At 41.9% G+C, this 18,426-nt stretch carries 16 protein-coding genes and 9 tRNA genes; 22 read left to right on the top strand and 3 right to left on the bottom strand.

The window, feature by feature from the left end:
• Positions 1–192: 192 nt before the first annotated feature.
• Positions 193–1,446: a glutamyl-tRNA reductase gene (gene hemA / locus PE36_RS00735; RefSeq protein WP_006030020.1), complete on the bottom strand. Its 1,254-nt coding sequence runs from the start codon at positions 1,444–1,446 to the stop codon at positions 193–195.
• Positions 1,447–1,597: 151 nt separating this feature from the next.
• On the opposite strand from hemA, the gene lolB reads away from it, so the two are divergent.
• The 15 genes from lolB to PE36_RS00810 all read left to right on the top strand — a co-directional run bounded on the left by lolB (position 1,598) and on the right by PE36_RS00810 (position 9,707).
• Positions 1,598–2,209 (top strand): lipoprotein insertase outer membrane protein LolB, encoded by a 612-nt coding sequence (gene lolB / locus PE36_RS00740; protein WP_006030021.1) that lies wholly within the window; start codon positions 1,598–1,600, stop codon positions 2,207–2,209.
• Positions 2,193–3,053, top strand: a complete 861-nt coding sequence (gene ispE / locus PE36_RS00745) for a 4-(cytidine 5'-diphospho)-2-C-methyl-D-erythritol kinase (protein WP_006030022.1) — start codon at positions 2,193–2,195, stop codon at positions 3,051–3,053. The genes lolB and ispE overlap by 17 nt, the downstream gene beginning before the upstream one ends.
• A gap of 157 nt (positions 3,054–3,210) precedes the next feature.
• On the top strand, positions 3,211–4,155 hold the full coding sequence (locus PE36_RS00750) for a ribose-phosphate pyrophosphokinase (protein WP_043993555.1): 945 nt from the start codon (positions 3,211–3,213) through the stop codon (positions 4,153–4,155).
• 246 nt (positions 4,156–4,401) lie between these two features.
• Positions 4,402–4,992, top strand: a complete 591-nt coding sequence (pth, locus tag PE36_RS00755; protein WP_006030024.1) for an aminoacyl-tRNA hydrolase — start codon at positions 4,402–4,404, stop codon at positions 4,990–4,992.
• A gap of 88 nt (positions 4,993–5,080) precedes the next feature.
• A complete protein-coding gene (gene ychF / locus PE36_RS00760) occupies positions 5,081–6,172 on the top strand; it encodes a redox-regulated ATPase YchF (RefSeq protein WP_006030025.1) in 1,092 nt (363 codons plus the stop codon).
• Positions 6,173–6,578: 406 nt separating this feature from the next.
• A tRNA-Met gene (locus PE36_RS00765) sits at positions 6,579–6,655 on the top strand.
• Positions 6,656–6,671: 16 nt separating this feature from the next.
• A tRNA-Gln gene (locus PE36_RS00770) sits at positions 6,672–6,746 on the top strand.
• Positions 6,747–6,849: 103 nt separating this feature from the next.
• Positions 6,850–6,934 (top strand) — tRNA-Leu (locus PE36_RS00775).
• Positions 6,935–6,987: 53 nt separating this feature from the next.
• Positions 6,988–7,062: transfer RNA gene (locus PE36_RS00780), tRNA-Gln, on the top strand.
• Between the two features lie 96 nt (positions 7,063–7,158).
• Positions 7,159–7,243 (top strand) — tRNA-Leu (locus PE36_RS00785).
• Positions 7,244–7,291: 48 nt separating this feature from the next.
• Positions 7,292–7,366 (top strand) — tRNA-Gln (locus tag PE36_RS00790).
• A 48-nt stretch (positions 7,367–7,414) separates the two neighbouring features.
• Positions 7,415–7,491: transfer RNA gene (locus tag PE36_RS00795), tRNA-Met, on the top strand.
• A 23-nt stretch (positions 7,492–7,514) separates the two neighbouring features.
• Positions 7,515–7,599: transfer RNA gene (locus tag PE36_RS00800), tRNA-Leu, on the top strand.
• Between the two features lie 41 nt (positions 7,600–7,640).
• Positions 7,641–7,715, top strand: a tRNA-Gln gene (locus PE36_RS00805).
• 381 nt (positions 7,716–8,096) lie between these two features.
• On the top strand, positions 8,097–9,707 hold the full coding sequence (locus PE36_RS00810; protein WP_006030027.1) for a methyl-accepting chemotaxis protein: 1,611 nt from the start codon (positions 8,097–8,099) through the stop codon (positions 9,705–9,707).
• A 20-nt stretch (positions 9,708–9,727) separates the two neighbouring features.
• Here PE36_RS00810 and PE36_RS00815 read toward each other — a convergent pair whose 3' ends face one another.
• Positions 9,728–10,900, bottom strand: a complete 1,173-nt coding sequence (locus PE36_RS00815) for an FAD-dependent oxidoreductase (RefSeq protein ID WP_006030028.1) — start codon at positions 10,898–10,900, stop codon at positions 9,728–9,730.
• A 224-nt stretch (positions 10,901–11,124) separates the two neighbouring features.
• Here PE36_RS00815 and miaB point away from each other — a divergent pair, with 224 nt between their 5' ends.
• From miaB to lnt, 5 genes are all read left to right on the top strand, one after another.
• Entirely contained in the window at positions 11,125–12,552 is a 1,428-nt protein-coding gene (gene miaB / locus PE36_RS00820; protein WP_006030029.1) for a tRNA (N6-isopentenyl adenosine(37)-C2)-methylthiotransferase MiaB, read from the top strand.
• Between the two features lie 55 nt (positions 12,553–12,607).
• Positions 12,608–13,627, top strand: coding sequence for a PhoH family protein (locus tag PE36_RS00825; RefSeq protein WP_198138565.1), 1,020 nt, complete (start codon positions 12,608–12,610; stop codon positions 13,625–13,627).
• Positions 13,624–14,085, top strand: coding sequence for an rRNA maturation RNase YbeY (ybeY, locus tag PE36_RS00830; RefSeq protein ID WP_006030031.1), 462 nt, complete (start codon positions 13,624–13,626; stop codon positions 14,083–14,085). Before PE36_RS00825 ends, ybeY begins: the two co-directional genes overlap by 4 nt.
• 41 nt (positions 14,086–14,126) lie before the next feature.
• Positions 14,127–15,011 (top strand): CNNM family magnesium/cobalt transport protein CorC, encoded by an 885-nt coding sequence (gene corC, locus PE36_RS00835; RefSeq protein WP_006030032.1) that lies wholly within the window; start codon positions 14,127–14,129, stop codon positions 15,009–15,011.
• 91 nt (positions 15,012–15,102) lie between these two features.
• A complete protein-coding gene (lnt, locus tag PE36_RS00840) occupies positions 15,103–16,614 on the top strand; it encodes an apolipoprotein N-acyltransferase (RefSeq protein ID WP_255348854.1) in 1,512 nt (503 codons plus the stop codon).
• A 92-nt stretch (positions 16,615–16,706) separates the two neighbouring features.
• Here the strand turns inward: lnt and PE36_RS00845 are convergent, their stop codons facing one another.
• Complete coding sequence (locus tag PE36_RS00845; RefSeq protein WP_157517729.1) at positions 16,707–17,081, bottom strand: SirB2 family protein; 375 nt, start codon at positions 17,079–17,081, stop codon at positions 16,707–16,709.
• A gap of 213 nt (positions 17,082–17,294) precedes the next feature.
• On the opposite strand from PE36_RS00845, the gene PE36_RS00850 reads away from it, so the two are divergent.
• Positions 17,295–17,924 carry an MBL fold metallo-hydrolase gene (locus PE36_RS00850; protein ID WP_006030035.1) on the top strand — a complete coding sequence of 210 codons (630 nt, stop codon included), beginning with the start codon at positions 17,295–17,297 and terminating at the stop codon, positions 17,922–17,924.
• A gap of 27 nt (positions 17,925–17,951) precedes the next feature.
• Entirely contained in the window at positions 17,952–18,326 is a 375-nt protein-coding gene (locus PE36_RS00855; RefSeq protein ID WP_006030036.1) for a hypothetical protein, read from the top strand.
• Positions 18,327–18,426 lie beyond the last annotated feature (100 nt).

Genomic DNA, 18,426 nt, shown 5'->3' on the forward strand with positions numbered 1-18,426 from the left:
TCCGATAATTTACCTTGGATTTAGCGAATATATACCCAAGCTACTTCCAAGATGCACAATCAGCACGCCGAACGAAGGTGAGCAGGAATAACAGCACAGCGTTACAATATTTGAAATAGACTGAGCAGTTGCTAATGGATGCAGCTGCTAATAGATAAGGATAATTAACAACGGCTTATTTTAAAGACGTGATTACGACTCAAGCCCCACCACACGACGCACTAATAATAGTTCGTCATCTTGACTGCGTTTACCCGCACTCACTAAGGCTTGTGTCGGCGCATGGATCAACTTGTTGGTTAATTTATTCGCTAACTCGGTAAGCACGCGCTCACCATCCGAGCCATTTTTCATCGCTGCGATGGCTCTTTCGAGTAATATGTCTTTTTCAATCATCGCCGAATTACGATATTCTTTAATAGAATCAACACTTGATAATGACGCTATCCATTCAGAAAACAGCTGCGTTTCTTCAGTAATAATGTGCTCAGCTTGCTCAGCCGCATCTTGGCGCGCTTCTTTATTCTGCTCGATAATACCTTGCAGATCATCGACGGTATAAAGATAAGCATTACCTAACTCACCCACTTCTTCTTCAATATCCCGTGGTACGGCGATATCAACTAAAAAAATCGGTTTTTGTTTACGCTGCTTCAATGCACTTTCAATCATACCTTTACCAATAATAGGTAAGGGACTGGCCGTCGAACTGATAACAATATCGGCATTATGTAAATGATGCGGTATCTCTTCGAGCGTCATCGTACGAGCACCAAACTTGTCACCCAGCACTTGCGCACGAGATAAAGTACGGTTCGCCACCATCATCTCACTGACATTCTGCTCGGCAAGGTGCGTCGCAACCAGATCAATGGTTTCACCTGCGCCAATCAGTAATACCCGTGTTTTAGATAAATCATCAAAGATATGCTTACTTAAACTCACCGCCGCGAATGCCACTGATACCGCATTCGCACCAATTTCAGTCTCGGTGCGCACGCGCTTAGCTGCTGTAAAGGTTTTTTGAAATAGCTTATCCAAGGTTTGAGCAACCGCATTTAACTGTTTTGCTTTCGCAAAAGCTTGTTTTATCTGCCCTAAAATTTGCGGTTCACCTAATACCAGTGAATCTAATCCGCCAGCCACGCGCATTAAATGACGCACCGCATCGCCGTCGTAGTAACGATAAGTACAATCCGCTAATTCATTAGCAGGTAGCCGATGAAAATCAACTAACCACTGAGTCACGCGTTCAGGTAAGCCTTGCTCAATTTTGCAATATATTTCCGTACGATTACAGGTTGAAACAATCACCGCTTCCGAGGCTACCCCATTCGCCACAATGCTGGCAAAGGCATCCTCAATATTGTCAGGTGAAAAAGCTACCTTTTCACGAAGTGATACAGGTGCCGAATTATGATTTATACCAAGTGCTAACAGAGTCATGTATTACTTACAGTGAATGATTGTAAAAATAGATAGGGATACTATTCTACGCAAAAAGTATGAATTTTTAAAGTGACAAAACCAACCATATCTGTTTTTATAAGCTCATGCTTGCTCTTTATCATCATTACTTTATTTTTTTGAGTATCTTATGACATTTCAGCGTTCTATTTACATTTTTATTGTTAGTGTATTACTGAGTGCCTGTAGCACGACGACACAGCGACAACCTCCAGCAGGTAACCCGCAACAATTATGGCAGCAACATCAACTTCAATTACAAACGATTCGGACTTGGCAACTGCAAGGACAAATTGCGTTCATCAGTCCTGATTCACGTAACTCGGCGACGTTAAACTGGCAGCAATTTGTCAATGATTTCAATATTAACCTCACTGGTCCCTTTGGTATTCATGTCCTCACCATTAAACGCAGTGATAACATTTCAACATTAATTCTCGATGATGACCGCCAATACCAAGGCCGTAATACGCAAACACTGATTAACCAACTCAGTCCAATCCCCATCCCGGTGAATGAATTACGTGCTTGGATCATTGGCGACCCATTAACAGACGATGTGCAACTCGATAATTACGGCCGAGTAACCCAAGCTAACCATCCACTCGGCTGGCACATCAGTTATACTAAATATCAACGAGTCGATAATATTTGGTTACCAAAAAATATCATCATCAAGCAAGCCGATATGCGCATAAAAATCACCACTCGAAACTGGAAGTTAAATGCAACACAAGATTAGTCATTGGTCAGCACCAGCAAAGTTAAACCTTTTTCTATACATTAATGGTCGCCGCAATGATGGTTACCACGAACTACAAACCTTATTTCAGTTTGTTGATATCGGTGATGAATTAGCGATGTCTCCAAACCTGAGTGATCGCATCACCATTACACCGGCGATCCCTGGTGTAGCGCTGGCCGACAATATCATCTATCAAGCGGCCATGGTTTTGAAAACCCATTCATCATTACCGCTAGGTGTCGATATTTCCTTGACTAAGAATCTACCGATGGGCGGTGGTTTAGGTGGCGGTTCTTCAGACGCTGCAACAACCTTAGTCGCGTTAAATCATCTTTGGCAATTAAACCTCGATGAAGAACAACTGGCTGCTATTGGTCTTAAGTTAGGTGCCGACGTACCAGTGTTTGTTCGTGGCCATGCCGCATTTGCCGAAGGTATTGGCGAACAACTTACCTCCATAGAGGTGGATGAGCACTATTATCTTATTGCAATACCTGACACACAGGTCAATACTGCGAAATTATTTTCCGATCCAGAGTTAATCCGCAATACGCCAAAACGCCCGCTGAATCAGTTGTTACGAGAAGAATGGAAAAATGACTTTGAACCAACTGTAAAAAAACGTCATCCCGAGGTTGCAAAAGCATTAGAGTGGTTGCTAAAATATGCGCCATCTCGACTGACAGGTTCCGGTTGCTGTGTTTTCTCTGAATTTAAAACTAAGTCTGACGCATTAGCAGTATTAGCTAAAGCGCCTAAAGGCATGCAAATTTATCTTGCGAAGGGCTTAAATAAATCGCCACTATTGTACGATTTAGCAAGAGAGAATTGCATGACTTAGTAAGACAGGTTTAAATTTTAGTTCAGCACCGAACATATGTTACATAAGTTGTTACCGAATTCTAAGAGATTAATGCTGGGGATCTCTACTAAACAGTTCGCTGTTTAGGAGTATAATTATATCCCAGCCAAATACATCGATTACCTGAGGTTACACCGTGCCCGACATGAAACTCTTTGCTGGTAACGCTACACCAGAACTAGCACAAAAAGTTGCAGAGCGTCTATTTATCCAACTTGGTAAAGCTAAAGTTGGTCGCTTTAGCGATGGCGAAATTAGCGTTGAAATTGAAGAAAATGTACGTGGTGGAGATATCTTCATCCTACAATCGACTTGTGCGCCAACGAACGACAACTTAATGGAACTTATCGTTATGGTTGATGCGATGCGTCGTGCATCTGCTGGCCGTATCACTGCTGTGATCCCTTACTTTGGTTATGCGCGTCAAGATCGTCGTGTACGTTCTTCTCGTGTGCCAATTACAGCAAAAGTTGTAGCTGATTTCCTTTCAAGTGTTGGTGTTGACCGTGTATTAACGGTTGATCTACATGCTGAGCAAATCCAAGGCTTCTTCGATGTACCTGTTGATAATGTATTTGGTACGCCGGTATTATTAGCCGACATGCAAAAAATGAACCTTGAAAACCCAGTTATTGTATCTCCAGATATCGGTGGTGTTGTACGTGCACGTGCTAACGCTAAATTACTTGACGAAGCTGACCTTGCGATTATCGACAAACGTCGTCCAAAAGCAAACGTAGCACAAGTAATGCACATTATTGGTGACGTTAAAGACCGTGATTGCATCCTTGTTGATGACATGATCGATACTGGCGGTACATTATGTGCAGCAGCAATCGCACTGAAGAAAAATGGCGCGAAACGTGTATTTGCTTACGCGACTCACCCTGTTTTCTCTGGTAACGCGGCACAGAACCTACGTGACTCTTGCATTGATGAAATCGTGGTAACAGACTCAATTCCACTGTCTCCAGAAGTAGCAGCACTTGCGAACGTACGCGTATTAAGCCTTAGCCCTATGCTAGCCGAGGCAATTCGTCGCGTTAACAACGAAGAATCTATCTCAGCAATGTTTAACTAATTAACTTAGCCAATAATTTAATTTAAGCAGTGCAATAAAAACCGAGTTTGGTGTTACCAGACTCGGTTTTTTGTGTCTCTAAGCAGCAAATACCGCAATCATAAACACGCTAGCATCCAACTTGGTGAATACGTCAGTTGAGCTTTGCACTGACACAAGGTAAAATAGCGCGTTTTTTATCCAATGAGTAAGGTTCGACTGGCTCGAACATTCATTAAGCAATCATTACAGTAATATAGGTATACCATGAGCAACGACATTCGTTTAATTGTCGGCCTGGCTAATCCAGGACAAGAATACAGCCGCACCCGTCATAACGCGGGTGCTTGGTTTATTAACGAATTAGCAAAATGGCACAACACACAATTACGTGAAGAAGCGAAATATTTTGGTTACACTGCCCGTATTGATGTGGCAGGCCAAGATGTGCGCTTGCTGGTCCCAACCACATTCATGAATTTAAGTGGTAAATCAGTATCCGCCTTAGCCAAATTTTATCGCATTGATGTAACGCAAATATTAGTGGTCCACGATGAGTTAGATTTACCACCAGGTGTGGCTAAATTCAAGCAAGGTGGCAGCCATGGTGGTCATAATGGTCTGAAAGACATTATTAGTAAAATGGCCAACAGCAAAGAATTCTACCGTTTACGTATTGGCATTGGTCACCCTGGCCATAAAGACAAAGTAACCGGTTACGTACTTGGCAAAGCACAAGCTAAAGAACAAGAACAAATGGATGCGGCAATTGATGAAGCAGTGCGCTGTATCGATATTTTAGCTAAAGACGGCATGACCAAAGCGATGACTCGTTTACATACGTTTAAAGCGCAATGATTAATAAAAAAAGACATAATTAAACACACACAGGTAAATAATTAACTGTGTGAACCAATTTTAGTACATAGCAAAGAAGGTAAAAATCATGGGTTTTAAATGCGGTATCGTAGGCTTACCAAACGTAGGTAAATCAACACTATTTAATGCATTAACACAAGCTGGTATCGAAGCTGCCAATTTCCCATTCTGCACAATCGAGCCGAATACCGGTGTCGTTCCAGTGCCAGATAAGCGTTTAGATGCACTATCTGCGATCGTAAACCCAGAACGCGTATTGCCAACTACAATGGAATTCGTTGATATCGCAGGCTTAGTGGCGGGCGCATCAAAAGGTGAAGGTCTGGGTAATAAATTCCTAGCAAACATCCGTGAAACAGATGCAATCGGTCATGTTGTACGTTGCTTTGAAAACGAAAACATTATTCACGTTAACAATAAAATTTCACCATTAGATGATATCGAAATTATCAACACTGAATTAGCACTTGCCGATCTAGATAGTTGTGAAAAGGTCGTCGTACGTTTAGCTAAAAAAGCCAAAGGCGGCGATAAAGACGCTAAATTTGAACTACCCGTAATCGAAAAGATCCTTGCGCACCTTGCTGAAGGTGAAATGGTCCGTTCTTTAGAATTAACTAAAGACGAAAAAGCCGCAATTGATTACATGAACTTCCTCACGCTAAAACCAACCATGTACATTGCTAATGTTGACGAAGAGGGTTTTGAAAATAACCCACACTTAGATCAAGTACGTGAACTTGCGGCAACAGAGAATGCCGTAGTCGTGGCTATCTGTGCTTCAATGGAATCAGACATTGCTGAACTTGAAGACGACGAGCGTGCAGAGTTCATGGAAGATATGGGCATTGAAGAACCCGGTCTTAACCGTGTAATTAGAGCAGGTTACGAACTACTAACACTGCAGACTTATTTCACTGCGGGTGTTAAAGAAGTGCGCGCATGGACTATCCCAGTAAACGCAACAGCACCACAAGCGGCGGGTAAGATCCATACTGATTTCGAAAAAGGTTTCATCCGTGCAGAAGTTGTCGGTTATGACTCTTTCATCGAATACAATGGTGAAGCAGGCGCTAAAACAGCAGGTCAATGGCGTCTAGAAGGTAAAGACTACATCGTTAAAGATGGTGATGTGGTACATTTCCGTTTCAACGTATAGCTTGAGTTAAGCTAGGAGCCTTATGCTAAACGCCTTTAGTTATATCTGAACTATATCTGAAGTAGCACAATCAAACGCTGGCAATTGCCGGCGTTTTTTGTTTTAGCACTCTTTACGACCCTATTTCAATAACACCACTTAGTATTGATTAACAGAAGCAAATATCGAATAAATCATGAAACTCAATTACAATAATAATGATTGGCTATACACGCTTTAAATTATCAACAATTGCAGTTTTGCTACAAATAGCATAGAGTGAGAACAGGATTCGTACAGAATTTCAACAGGCGTAGATAAAAATGTTTTTAAACTAAAAAATAGTTGACGAACTTGGCTGTAATTAGCATAATGCGCCCCGTTCCAACGAAACAGTTAACTGCTAGTTCGGAGCAAGATTTAAGATGGCCATGTAGCTCAGCTGGTTAGAGCACAGCATTCATAATGCTGGGGTCACAGGTTCAAGTCCCGTCATGGCCACCATCTTAATTCTAATTGTAGGGATATCGCCAAGCGGTAAGGCACCGGGTTTTGATCTCGGGATTCTGAGGTTCAAATCCTCATATCCCTGCCATTATATAAATGATTGGCTATTTATAGCGGATTGTTAAATTTATAAACGCTGTTTGTCATTAATTTGATTAACACTACCAAGTTTATAAATATAAAGAATATGTGCGGAAGTGGCGGAATTGGTAGACGCGCTAGATTTAGGTTCTAGTATTGCAAAGTGTGAGAGTTCAAGTCTCTCCTTCCGCACCATGTTTTAACATGACATTGCTTAGTTAATAAGTATTGTTCATGGAACAGATTGTAGGGATATCGCCAAGCGGTAAGGCACCGGGTTTTGATCTCGGGATTCTGAGGTTCAAATCCTCATATCCCTGCCATATACCAACACAGGCTTAGGTCAGTGTTAACTTTATAAAGTTTATTGAACTCTAACCATTCAATACTACCAACTTTGTAAAGATAAAAAATGTTGTGCGGAAGTGGCGGAATTGGTAGACGCGCTAGATTTAGGTTCTAGTATTGCAAAGTGTGAGAGTTCAAGTCTCTCCTTCCGCACCATGCTTTAACATGACTTACTGAATAAGTAATGTTCATGAAACAGATTGTAGGGATATCGCCAAGCGGTAAGGCACCGGGTTTTGATCTCGGGATTCTGAGGTTCAAATCCTCATATCCCTGCCACTTTATTTTGCACGTATTTATACGGACAAAATGAAAAAAAGTAAGAATGGCCATGTAGCTCAGCTGGTTAGAGCACAGCATTCATAATGCTGGGGTCACAGGTTCAAGTCCCGTCATGGCCACCATTCTTATTTTAAAATAAAACATTGCGGAAGTGGCGGAATTGGTAGACGCGCTAGATTTAGGTTCTAGTATTGCAAAGTGTGAGAGTTCAAGTCTCTCCTTCCGCACCATGTTTTATTACACAATACAGCAATGCTGTAGAAAGATTTGTAGGGATATCGCCAAGCGGTAAGGCACCGGGTTTTGATCTCGGGATTCTGAGGTTCAAATCCTCATATCCCTGCCACTTTTTCTAAATTATTCTTCCCCATTAATACCTCCTCTAATTTCTAATTTCTAATTTCTAATTTCTAATTTCTAATTTCTAATTTCTAATTTCTAATTTCTAATTTCTAATTTCTAATTTCAGCATTTTAAATCTTCATATTATCACTATGCAAATTTTAATGCGTGTAATGTCACCACCACTTAATCATATCCTTACATCCTGCTTAAATAACATATTGTTCACATTTAGCACTAAAAAAATACCTCTTTCGGCCGATATCCTATTTGTACCAACATTAATTTGTTACGATTAACCCTACTAATAACAGTAGAATTAAAAGACCAATAGCGTTCAGTAAGTGCTTGATCTCTTTTGGTTGGTTTCAGATGGGAAGAAACAATGTTAAAAAATGTCTCTATAGCTAAAAAAATAAATCTCGCACTGAGCAGTCTGTTTATCCTGATCCTCGCTATTTCTGCGTTATCACAAAGTAAGCAAGAAACAGCCTTGGTATTATCTATTTTAGAACAGCAAGCACATGAACAAGCCGATACTTATTTCGACAGTTTAAATACCATGATGCTGACAGGCAGCATTGGCCAACGTGAAACCTTACGTCACAAAATGCTAGAGAACGATAACATTACCGATATCCGCGTCGTCCGAGGCGATAAGGTTAATCAACTTTATGGTCCCGGATTAGCGAGCGAGCAAATCAAAGATGATTTTGACCGACGCGCACTTGCGGGTGAAGAGATCACCCAAGTCATTAGCACGCTACAAGGCGAAACCTTATTAATCACCAAACCACTTATTGCCTCAAAAAATTACCGCGGTACAGATTGCACCGCTTGTCACAATGCCAAAGAAGGCGAGGTGTTGGGTGCGGTCAGACTTGAATACTCCCTGACCCACTTCTATCAACAAGTACAACAAAACATTTTACGCTCAACCGCGATCTTAGCCGTGGTATTATTTGCCGGCTTGCTGCTAACATTATTCATCATTCGTAAACTCATCCTAAAACCCATCAGCGAACTAACCGATAGCATGGAACTCGCCAGTGATACTCAAGATGTGACCACCCTCATTGAAGTGAAAAATCAGGATGAAATAGGCCGTATGGTCACCGCCTTTAATTACATGATGAGTAATTTTCATTACAGCCTTACACATGTACTCAATACCGCCGAACAATTAGAAGATATTTCGACAAAGCTAAGTACCGCGTCAACGCAAACCTATAACTCAGCACATCAACAGAAACAAGAAGCGGCCACAATTAACGCCAGTATCGCGACCATGCAGACTCAGGTTGAGGATATTAAGGCCAAAGCCAGTATGACGACGGCTGCATCAACACAAGCAGCACTACAAACGGATAAAGGCAATGCCTTAGCCAGTGCCACAATTGATGAGATCAGCATGCTGACCACACAACTTGATCACGTGGTCGATAAAATGCATCTACTGGGTGAGCAAACCAATAACGTGACGAAAATTTTAGGGGTGATTAATTCCATTTCAGAGCAGACCAATCTACTCGCGCTAAATGCCGCCATCGAAGCAGCACGCGCAGGTGAAAGCGGTCGCGGTTTTGCCGTCGTAGCAGAAGAAGTACGGGCATTAGCGATTAAGACTAATAATTCAACCAAAGAAATACAAACCATTGTCAGCTCATTGATTGAAACATCAAACAGTTCGTTTGCGGCGATGGATACAGCCAAAGTCACAGCGGCGGAAGGCGCGATCAAAGTATCACAATTGGCCGATATGCTAAATGAGATAGCCCGAGAAATGGAAGAGATTAATAAATTGAATGATTCTGTCGCCGAGTCATCTGCAACGCAGCAAACGCTAACCACAGATATTCAGCGCAACATCGAAACGATTGCCCTGCACTCGGATGAAACCACGGTAGTCGCAACACATGCCAGCACTATCAGCCAAGAACTACTAAGCCACTCAACTGAACTGCTGGCGAAAGTAAAAGAATTTAAGTTAAGCTAGGACGTTTATGTAAGTTATAGCTAACTTAACCCAATTGCATAACGTAGCGCCTGACGCTTTAACGGTCCGGCGCGCTGTGCGACAGCAAGGCCAAGATTACGTACGATCTTAGCTGGCAGCGAATTATTACTGAATACCGAATAAAACAGATCCATACTCGTTTGCATTAATAGATTATCAGGTTTTCTCGTGCGCTGGTATTGTGTTAATAGCGCCTCACTGTCCCATGCTTCACCTTCAATCACCGCACTGCGAATTAACTCACATATTACATTCACATCTTTAAAACCGATATTAACACCCTGCCCCGCTAATGGGTTGATGGTATGTGCAGCATCACCAAGCAGTACCACACGGCCGTTATAATACTGCTGTGCATGACGTCGGGTCAGTGGAAATGAACCGTGATTAGTGATCTCAAATTCACCAATCAGGTCGGGAAAATGTTGTTGTACTTCGACTTTCAGTTCGGCATTAGACAGTTTACTTAAATAATTGATTTGCGCCGTCTGATGATACCAAACCAACGAGGCTTTATGCCCAGGTAACGGTAATAACGCCATTGGCCCCGTCGGTGAAAACTCCTGCCAAGTCACGTCTTGTTGGGCTTGGTCAGTATCAATATTAATTAACATGCAACTTTGACGGTAATCCCAACTGCTGATACCAATATTACTCTGCTGACGAATAATCGAGTTAGCACCATCGGCGGCCAGCACTAACTTAGCGCGTAATTTAGCGCCAGATGTTAATCTGATTTCAGCGTAGTCACTGTATTGCTCTAGTGTAGCAACTTTCTCAGGACACATTAACTGGACATTGTGGTGGCGTTTCATTGCTTCGAGCAAACCTAATTGGATCACCCGGTTTTCAATGATGTAACCTAACTTGTCGTAACCAATATCGTTAGCATGGAATTTGATTTCGCAGCCACCTTGATCCCAGGTTTCTAAACGACGATAAGGGCAAAGACGCATTTCTCTGATGTTAGTCCAAGCACCTGTCGCAACAAGTAACTGCTGAGAGGCCAAACTGATCGCCGATACACGCAGATCCATTGGTTGCTCAAATGAAAAAGGAGATGGCATTTGCGCTTCAATTACCGCAATTTTAAGTCCCGAAGGGGCGAGTAAATTAGCGGTACTCGCACCGACCATCCCACCACCAACAATAATTACATCAAATTCCTGCATCGTGCTTCCTGAACCGTTTAAGGATAAATTCTTATCTGAATCAGAATTCTACCAAGCTTTACGTCGAAATGATTGCTTTGTGCAATGAAAATTACAGTAAATTTATGCATAGAAGCAGTGATCACGTCTAGTCAACGGACTATTAAGGCAGTAGAATACGCGATCTTCTGTGTGTTCTCACACAACCCGAATATAGCAATAAATAATAAAGAGCAACGTGGATAATGAGTAAAAAACTGCACATTAAAACCTGGGGCTGCCAGATGAACGAATACGATTCATCAAAAATGGCAGATTTGTTAAATGCCGAAAATGGTTTTGAACTGACTGACAACCCAGAGGAAGCGGATGTGCTTCTATTAAACACCTGTTCTATCAGAGAAAAAGCGCAAGAAAAAGTATTCCACCAACTTGGTCGCTGGAAAAAGCTAAAGAAACGCAATCCGAAATTAATCATTGGTGTGGGTGGCTGCGTAGCATCACAAGAAGGTGCCGCCATTCAGAAACGTGCACCCATTGTAAACCTGGTATTTGGTCCACAGACTTTACACCGCTTACCTGAAATGATCGTCGATGCACAAGCCGGTAAAAAAGGCCTTGTGGATGTCAGTTTCCCTGAAATCGAAAAATTTGATCGCTTACCAGAGCCACGCGCCGACGGTGTATCAGCATTTGTATCGATTATGGAAGGCTGTTCAAAATACTGCTCATTCTGCGTAGTACCTTATACGCGTGGTGAAGAAGTAAGTCGTCCACTTGACGATGTCTTATACGAAATTGCCCAACTGGCAGAACAAGGGGTACGTGAAGTAAACCTACTTGGTCAAAATGCCAATGCTTTCCGTGGCGACATGCATGACGGTGATATATGCTCATTCGCTGACTTATTACGTTATGTGGCTGCGATTGATGGTATCGACCGTATCCGTTATACCACCAGTCACCCGATTGAATTCACCAGCGATATTATTGAAGTATATAAAGATACACCGGAGCTGGTATCACACTTACACCTGCCAGTACAGTCAGGTTCAGATCGTATCTTAACCTTGATGAAACGAGCACACACAACGTTAGAATATAAATCATTGATCCGTAAACTGCGTAAAGCACGTCCGGGTCTGGTGATGAGTTCAGATTTCATTATCGGTTTCCCAGGTGAAAGCAAACAAGATTTTGCGGATACCATGAAATTGATTGAAGACATTGAATACGATATTAGCTTCAGCTTTATCTACAGCGCACGTCCAGGTACACCTGCTGCAGACTTACCGGATGACGTATCGCTAGAAGAAAAGAAAGAACGTTTGAAAATTCTACAAACGCGTATTAGCCAAATGTCACAAAAAATTGGCCGCGATATGGTGAATACCACACAACGTATTTTAGTTGAAGGTCCATCGAAGAAAAACATCATGGAACTGACTGGCCGTACCGAAAACAACCGTGTTGTTAACTTCGAAGGTTCGCCAGATCTAATCGGTACCTTTGTCGATGTCGACATTGTGGATGTATTCCCTAACTCTATCCGCGGTGTGTTCATCCGCGGTGAAAATGAGATGGGTCTACGTTGTGACGTTAAACCAAGCGAGATCTTGGCGCGTGCTACCAATCAACCTAATGAGCTAGGTGTTGCTAAGTTCAACCCATAAGAGATAGACTAAGAGCCATTAATGACCCTTAATGGCTCTGCCTAATGAGATTATTTTGAATAAAAATACGACAACACTCGATATATTCTTAGAACCCGCAGACGGAGCCCGGCTCGCTCATTTATGTGGCCCATTTGATGACAATCTTAAACAACTTGAACGTCGTTTAGAAGTCGACATTACTTATCAAAATAATCAGTTCCATATTACTGGTAATCCAGTTAATGCGCACAGTTGTATGGATATTCTTCGGGAACTTTATGTTGAGACCCAAGCTGTTAAAGGCCAAGTAATCGACATTGACCCAGAGAAAGTTCACCTTGCGATACAAGCATGTCGATTACTCGAACCAGAACCCACACCAACACCAACACCCAAAATTGCCAGTTTTAATACTGTGATTAAAACCAAACGCGGTATGATTAAACCGCGCGGTGACAATCAAGCCAATTACATTGCTAATATTTTAACCCATGATATTACCTTTGGTATTGGGCCTGCTGGTACCGGTAAAACTTATTTAGCCGTCGCCGCAGCCGTTGATGCCCTAGAGCGTCAAGAGGTGCGTCGTATTCTATTAACACGCCCAGCGGTTGAAGCTGGTGAGAAATTAGGTTTTCTACCCGGTGATTTAAGTCAAAAAGTAGATCCTTATTTACGCCCACTTTATGATGCGTTATTTGAGATGCTTGGTTTTGAAAAAGTGGAACGTTTAATTGAGCGCAATGTCATAGAAATTGCACCACTTGCATATATGCGTGGTCGTACACTCAATGATGCGTTTATTATCTTAGATGAAGGGCAAAATACCACCATTGAACAAATGAAAATGTTTTTAACCCGTATTGGTTTTAACTCCAAAGCGGTGATTACTGGCGATATTACCCAAGTAGATTTACCTAAGCACATCACATCTGGCTTGCGCCATGCGATGGATGTCCTAGAGCCAATAACAGACATTAGTTTTAACCTTTTCATATCCAATGATGTGGTTCGCCATCCTGTTGTAGCAAAAATTGTCGATGCCTATGAACACTTTGAAAATGGCATTGCCCGTAAGGATAAAGACCAATGAATACCACGTTAGATTTACAAATTGCGACGGAAAATGAACAGAAATTACCAACCGAAGCACAACTGAACGCTTGGCTAAATGCAGTTGTTAAACGCTTTCAAGACAGTGCTGAAGTAACGATCCGTATCGTTGATAATACAGAAAGCCAACAATTGAATAACGATTACCGTGGTAAAGACAAACCCACCAACGTACTGTCGTTTCCGTTCGAAGTACCTGAAGGCATTGAATTAGACTTGCTTGGTGATTTAATTATCTGCAAGCAAGTGGTCGAACGCGAAGCAAAAGAGCAACAAAAACCACTGACCGCACATTGGGCGCACATGGTTATTCATGGAACTTTACATTTACTCGGCTATGATCATATTATCGATGAAGAAGCCGAAGAGATGGAAGGTCTGGAAACCGAAATCATGCTAGAGCTAGAATTTGAAGACCCCTATATTACTGAAAAGTAATATTGATACCATTAACGTATATAACTTAGGTACAACAAACTATGAACGACGACAAACCTCACTCGACAAACGGTTCATCAAAAAAAGGTTTTTTTGAAAAATTTTCTCAATTATTCCAAGGTGAGCCGAAAAACAGAGAAGAGCTTGTAGAAGTCATTCAGGATGCAGGAAATCGCGAACTGATCGATCAAGACACCAAGGATATGATTGAAGGTGTGCTCGAAGTCTCAGGACTGAAAGTACGCGACATTATGATCCCACGCTCACAGATGATTACTATCGATAAGAGTCAAAGTGTCGAAGAATTTTTACCTATCATGATTGACTCTGCGCACTCGCGCTTCCCTGTTGTCAATGAAGATAAAGATCATATCGAAGGGATCTTGTTAGCCAAAGATCTGCTTAAATTTGTGTTTACTGGCGCGCCAGATAGCTTTGAGCTGTCTTCTGTTTTACGCCCAGCAGTTGTTGTACCAGAAAGTAAACGTGTTGATAAACTCCTTAAAGAGTTTCGTTCTAAACGCTATCACATGGCCGTTGTGGTTGATGAATTTGGTGGTGTGTCAGGCCTTGTGACCATTGAAGATATCCTTGAAGAGATCGTCGGTAATATTGAAGACGAATTCGATGAAGATGAGTCGGCACAAGAAGATATCCGCCGTATTAATAAAAGTGTGTTCTCAGTGCAAGCATTAACACCCATTGATGATTTCAATGACTACTTCTCATCAACCTTTAACGATGATGAAGTGGATACCATTGGGGGGATGATTGCGCATGCATTTGGTCATTTACCAGAGCAAGGTGAGATAATTACTGTCGATGACTTCCAATTTAAAGTCATTTCAGCTGACCGCCGTCGTATCATTCAGCTACAAGTGAAGATACCAGAAGCACAACAGGATCGCTTAGCGGAATCAGCTTAACCGTCTCGGTGACAGGTTACTTCGCTTGTCGCTGTAGATCGCCACAAAGGAATAACCTATCAAATCTCTGATCCATAAAATAGGTGCGCCACTGGCTGGCGCGCTTAGCGTGTTTGCTTTTGCCCCGTTTGATTACACCATTAGCTTATACGTTTCATTATTTGCCCTACTCTTTGTTATTGACAATAAATCAGCAAAACACGCAGCCGGATATGGTTTCTTGTGGGGACTCGGATTCTTTGTCGCAGGTCTTCATTGGATTTCAGTGAGCATCTTAGATTTTGGCGGGTTACCAGTGCCTGTTGCTGCGCTATTAGTCGTATTATTGTGTGCTTACCTCGCTATTTATCCAGCGCTTTGTGCTTACCTAGTTAATCGGTTTGCCTCACACTCAAGCTTACTGCGCTACTTTATTGCCTTCCCGGCAATCTGGTTAATCACCGACTGGTTACGCGGTTGGGTAATGACAGGTTTTCCTTGGTTACAATTTGGCTATAGTCAAATGGATACCCCGCTGGTTAACTACGCGCCAATACTCGGGGTTGAGGGCATTACCGCTGCCGTTTGTTTGCTCACCGCCAGTGTGTATTATGTTTATCGCGAACGTAAATTCGTCATGCCTGCAGTCGTTATTTCAGTTATCCTATTTTCGGCAATGGCATCAAAAGGCCAACAATGGACAATTCCACAACCATCAAAATCAATTGCACTCGTGCAGGGCAATACCGATCAAGCTGAAAAATGGCTACCAGAAAAACGCACCGATATCCTCAATACATATTTAACATTGAGTTTAGATAATACCGATGCCGATATTATTATATGGCCAGAATCAGCGATCCCAGCATTGGAGTTTCAAGTTAAAAGTTATTTAGACTATGTCAGTGACTTAATGCGTCAAAGTAATACCACCCTTATCACCGGGATCATTAATTACCAACGTGTTGACGATATTGATGAGTATTACAATGCCGTGATCGTACTCGGTCAACCCGAGCAAGAGAAGAACCATTCTCCAGTGAATGACCGTTATTACAAAAATAAGCTGTTACCAATTGGTGAGTTCGTGCCGTTTGAAGATCTGCTAAGACCGATTGCACCGCTATTTAATTTGCCTATGTCATCATTTCAACGTGGTGGTGAACAACAGTTAAATTTAGCCGCGAGTAACGTCCACATTGCCACCGCGATTTGTTATGAAATTGCCTTTAACCAAACCTTAGTAAAGACGGTTACGCCAGATACCGGCTTCATTTTAACCGTGAGTAACGATGCTTGGTTTGGGACTTCAATTGGCCCCGATCAACATTTAGAAATAGCCCGGATGCGTGCCTTTGAATTTCAACGTCCGGTCATTCGTAGTACCAATACCGGTATCACCGCAATTTATGATGCCCAAGGGCAAGAGGTGGGCCGGATAGCCCAATTCGAAAAAGCGGTGTTACGTGCACAAGTAACGCCTTACGAAGGGACAACGCCTTTTAATCGTTATGGCAATACACCGTTATTGATATTGGCGTTTTTATTATCAGCAAGTGTAGTAGGTCATTATTTATTCACCAAGAAAACACATGCTAACAATCAGGTTAAAACCTCGCTATAAATAACAGAAAAAATAACCAAGCAATAAAAATGGCACTTTTAAAGTGCCATTTTTATAATTCAAATTTATCGCTATGCTCGTCTATGCAATATTTAGATAAACAATGCGACTTTTGTTTTCGCAATGTAGAAGATAGTAACAAAAAATACCATGGTGACAGCGATACAGAATTGCCGTACTTTTAAATTCATCTGCGGCTTAAACGCTAACATCGCAAAACCGACATAAACAAATAACAGCACAAATTTCTCGGTTACCCAAGCATCAACAAATGGATATTGATTGATCGTCACACACAACGCGAAACCAGATAAAATCAGCACTAAGTTCAACACCTTGTGGATCTTAAACAGGATCACATTATTGATATATTCAGAACCTTTAATCGCCCAAAATGTACGTAATGCAAAACTTAACAAGCTAATCAACAATAAAGCTAAATGCGCTTTCAGCAATAATGGATACATAATAATTCCGTTAAAAGAATATAAATAAGGCTTGTTATCATAACTGGCAATGAAAACGCTGTGTTGATACAGATCATCAATTAACAATAGCGTAACAATTTAGACTATATACTCTTGCTCCGCAAACCATATACTCTTACCCTACAAATCGGTAAACTAACGAAACTATATATAGCTAAACAAACACGACTATCTAGCCAAGAGAGATGAGCAATGCAAGTTAAAGTCATTCCAGTTACGCCTTTTGAACAAAACTGCAGTTTATTAATCTGCCCTGAAACCAACAAAGCCGCGATTGTTGATCCCGGTGGTGACATTGACAAGATTATTAGCCAAGTAAAGCAACACGGTGTAGAAGTAGAAAAGATCTTTCTAACTCATGCTCATATTGATCACGTTGGCGGCACTGAAGCGCTTGCAGCTGCATTAAACGTAACGATTGAAGGCCCACATATTGCAGATAAGTTTTGGTTAGACAAACTACCCATGCAAGGTCAGATGTTCGGCTTTCCAGAAGTACCACCGTTTGAACCACAACGCTGGTTAGAACACGGCGATATCATTACATTTGGTAATCAACAATTAACCGCGCTACATACTCCAGGGCATACACCGGGGCACGTGGTATTTAATCACGTAGCAACGAAACAAGTGATTGTTGGGGATGTATTATTCAATGGCTCTGTTGGTCGCACTGACTTCCCACAAGGGTGCTTTAATACGTTGATGACAGCGATCAAAGGCCAGTTGTGGACATTACCAGAAGAAACCGTATTCTTCCCGGGTCACGGACCTACGTCGACTATCGGTCATGAAAAAAGAACCAATCCGCACGTGAGATAGTGGATTGACTGAAGGCACCTATAGCCTTTGAACACGATATTTAAGCCCAACTATATTCAAATATACTTGGGCTTTTTTCTATCTCAAATTTCAGGCACAAAAAAAACCTCTATTTCTAATAAAAAGTTTTCGATTCAGGCTTTCGTTGTTGTTGGCAAAGAGAAAGAGCGGACCGCTATCTATAAAGCACAACCCGCGGCACCAGGCGTGACAGACCGCTTGTCTTTATATAAAGAGTCTAACCAACTGAACTACCGCTCCACGCAATCTGTTCGGTACTTTATCACTGAATTTCAGGCACAAAAAAAGCCTGAATCTTTCGATTCAGGCTTTCGTTGTTTGTTGGCAAAGAGAAAGAGCGGACGGCTATCTATAAACCACAACCCGCGACACCAGGCGTGACAGACCGCTTGTCTTTATATAAAGAGTCTAACCAACTGAACTACCGCTCCACGCAATCTGTTCGGTACTTTATCACTGAATTTCAGGCACAAAAAAAGCC

Origin of the sequence: Moritella sp. PE36 (assembly GCF_000170855.1) — a bacterium.
Classification (GTDB): domain Bacteria; phylum Pseudomonadota; class Gammaproteobacteria; order Enterobacterales; family Moritellaceae; genus Moritella.